The sequence below is a fragment of the Streptomyces sp. NTH33 genome (assembly GCF_003236365.1).
GTDB lineage: Bacteria > Actinomycetota > Actinomycetes > Streptomycetales > Streptomycetaceae > Streptomyces.
Genome location: NZ_POTZ01000723.1, coordinates 1 through 2,358, shown reverse-complemented (window position 1 = coordinate 2,358; position 2,358 = coordinate 1). Strand labels below are relative to the sequence as shown.

The 2,358-nt window shown below is 68.8% G+C and carries 4 protein-coding genes and 1 pseudogene; all 5 read right to left on the bottom strand.

The window, feature by feature from the left end; genetic code table 11:
- Positions 1–506 (bottom strand): annotated as a pseudogene (locus C1I97_RS35495) (AfsR/SARP family transcriptional regulator); the annotation flags it as partial.
- Positions 507–962: 456 nt separating this feature from the next.
- Positions 963–1,139 (bottom strand): thiazolylpeptide-type bacteriocin, encoded by a 177-nt coding sequence (locus tag C1I97_RS35490; RefSeq protein WP_111007059.1) that lies wholly within the window; start codon positions 1,137–1,139, stop codon positions 963–965.
- Positions 1,140–1,372: 233 nt separating this feature from the next.
- Positions 1,373–1,810 carry a PIN domain-containing protein gene (locus C1I97_RS35485; protein WP_111007058.1) on the bottom strand — a complete coding sequence of 146 codons (438 nt, stop codon included), beginning with the start codon at positions 1,808–1,810 and terminating at the stop codon, positions 1,373–1,375.
- Positions 1,807–2,073 (bottom strand): type II toxin-antitoxin system Phd/YefM family antitoxin, encoded by a 267-nt coding sequence (locus C1I97_RS35480; protein ID WP_111007057.1) that lies wholly within the window; start codon positions 2,071–2,073, stop codon positions 1,807–1,809. Before C1I97_RS35480 ends, C1I97_RS35485 begins: the two co-directional genes overlap by 4 nt.
- Before the next feature lie 13 nt (positions 2,074–2,086).
- The coding region (locus tag C1I97_RS35475; protein ID WP_258382900.1) for a hypothetical protein at positions 2,087–2,358 on the bottom strand (272 nt) is incomplete at its 5' end.

Sequence of the window (2,358 nt, the reverse complement as noted above, 5' to 3'; positions counted from 1 at the left end):
CCCGGGCCAGCTGGGATCTCGCAGACCCGTTCCAGGACGCGCAGGCGCTCCTCGACCAGCCGGGGTACCTCGTCGCGGTGCAGGAGTTCGGAGGGGACATTGGCGAGAAGCGGTCCCTGCCACAGGCCGAGTGCCGTGCGCAGCAAGGGGAGTTCGGACTATCCGGCCCCGGCGGCCCTGGACACCAGGTGGCGGAAATGCAGCAGGTCCAGGGTGTCGTTTTCGGCGGGGAGACGGTAGCCCCCGGCGACCGCGACCACCGCCTGCTCCTCTATGTCGTACTTCGCGAAGAGGCGGCGCAACCTCAGGACACAACTCTGCAGGGCCGCCTTCGCCGTCGCCGGCTGCTCCTCCCCCCAGACGGCCTGCCGCAGCCGGTCCGTCGGGACCACCTCGCCGGGGCGGACCAGCAGGGCCGCCAGCAGCGACGTCGGTTTGGCCGGCGGAAGGACGACCACGTCGTGCCCGTCGGTGATGCTGAGCGGTCCGAGCAACTGGAAACGCACTGATTCCCCCCGTCGACTGGCAAACACCTGCCGGACCGGCTCACCACGGCACCTTCCGGGAAGAGGTGTCCTGCCGCCATGGCTGCCCCTGCCGGGAGCGGTGGCTCACACAGGACCCTGGCCCTCCCCTCCGGTGCGGGCAGGACGGAGCACGTGTGAAGTCGTTCTGCACGAGAACATTTGGTCATGTGGTCGTGTGCAGTGGTGAGTGCCTACCGGCGTAGAACGCGGGTCAAGAGGGGACTGTGAAATGCTTGAGGAGTAAGTTTCAGCCACTGGCGATTAGTCAACTACCGTTTGGGAAAACATAGTTACTGACGGCAGTCCGGTCGGCGCCCGCGCCGGACGGACGTGCGCCGCCGGTGCGGCTGGTCCGGGGCACGGCAAAAGCCCGGTTCGCGCCCATCTCTTGACGGAAGAGGGCGCCAACCGGGCACTGCCGCACCGGACCTGGGGTCAGGCGGAGCAGGAGGTGGTGCTGCAGGTGGAGCTGGAGGTCGAGGTGGAGCTGGTGCTGGTGCTGGTGCAGCCGGCCAGCACGACCTCGTTGGCGTCCGAGTAGTCGGAGATCTCGAAGGTCTCGGCCTCGAGCTCGAGGATCTCGTCCGCGAGGGTGCTCAGGTCCTTGTTCATGGTGCCTCCCGATGAGTCGGGGCGAACCGCCGTGCCCGGCGGCCTCCGCCGTGTGGGTACGGCACCATTCCAGCGGCCCCCGCTCACCGTTCGGCACGTCTTCCGCTGGCATCCCGCTTGCATTCCGCTGTCACGCGGTGCCAGCGGGCGACCCGGGGTGCGGTATCCACCTGTACGTCAACGGCCGCGTCCTCGGCCTCGGCGTCCATCTCGTCGGGCGAGGCGAGTTCGGCCTACCCGGCGTCCAGATCCTCCGGCCAGAGGGAGAAGGCCGTGTGGCCGGTAAGGGGCCGCACCATGCGGAAGTGTCGGTGGTCCAAAGTGAGTAGGGCGTCCGTACGGTACTCCGCGGCCATCACGATGTTCATCGTGTCGGTCAGGCCGATCTGCGGGTAGCGCCGCATGGTGACCAGGGCCGTGGACAGGTGCGGCTCGGCCTCGGGTACGGCGTACCTGCGCTCGGCCACCCGGTCCCGGATGTGCTCCAGCGCCGTCTGCGCGGATGCCGCGTCGATACGGGTCGAGAGCAGGTAGTCCAGCTCGGCCAGGACGAGTGGCGTGATCACGAGGTGGGAGGCGCATGCGACGGCCTTGCGGCACGCCCCGTGGGCGGGTTCGTCGGCGTCGTAGAAGGCGTAGAGCCCTGAAGTGTCCGCAACGAGCACGGTCATGCGCCGAATCCCTCCATGTAGGAGCCGCGTCCGGCCGACCAGTCGACCGGACGTACGCCCTCGCGGGTGCCACTGTGCAGCACGGGAGCGGCCTCGTCCTCGCCCATGGGGTCGGTCGGGTACGGCGCCACGGTCTTGCTGCCGACCGGCGACAGTATGGCCACCGGGCGCCCGTTCTTGGTCACGGTGATCATCTCGCCGCGTTCTGCGGCCGCGAGGATCTTTGAGGCGTTCTGGTTGAACTCGCGCGCGGTGGTTTCCATGTAGTACAGGGTACTACTCCAGTTCGGAGAACGTGTTGCTTTCCGGAGACCTTCCTGCTCCGGGGTGTCCCGTGGTGTCCAGGTCCTGCCGGCTGCGTGCGTTCGTCTCGGCCACGCGAACACGGAGCAGTTCCGCCGGGGTGAGCGGCTGAACGTGGTCGGGAACGGCGTCCCATTCCCGGCCACCGGAGAGGGGGCGGAGCCGGAGGTGCGGGCCCTCGTGGCCCATGACGACGCCGACGCGGTCGCGGGCGGTGTCGCGGACGGCGGTGCCGGGTGAGGGGG